The following is a 234-nucleotide window of genomic DNA, read 5'->3' as shown; positions in this document are numbered from 1 at the left end:
CTAAGAAGGCTCTCGCTATGGCAATCGACTGACGTTGACCACCAGATAGCAAAGCACCACCTTCGCCCACTTGGCGTTCTAAGCCTGCTGGATCTTGCTGAGTAAAAGCGGTCACGCCTGCACGGTTGGCTGCGTCCATCACATCACGGTCATCGACCAACGGGCGACCTAAGGTAATGTTGTCTCTTACTGAGCCGTAGAACAGGTTACTGTCTTGCGGTACACAGCCTATAT

The 234-nt window shown here is 53.0% G+C and carries 1 protein-coding gene; it reads right to left on the bottom strand.

Annotated elements, in window-relative coordinates:
- A partial coding sequence (locus tag AB4512_RS22680; protein ID WP_372175791.1) for an ATP-binding cassette domain-containing protein occupies window positions 1-234 on the bottom strand: 234 nt, incomplete at both ends.

Source organism: Vibrio sp. 10N.222.52.B7, from assembly GCF_041474275.1.
Taxonomy (GTDB): Bacteria; Pseudomonadota; Gammaproteobacteria; order Enterobacterales; family Vibrionaceae; genus Vibrio; species Vibrio crassostreae_C.
The sequence above is the reverse complement of the archived record's forward strand: the minus strand, read 5'-3'. Positions and strand labels throughout refer to the sequence as shown.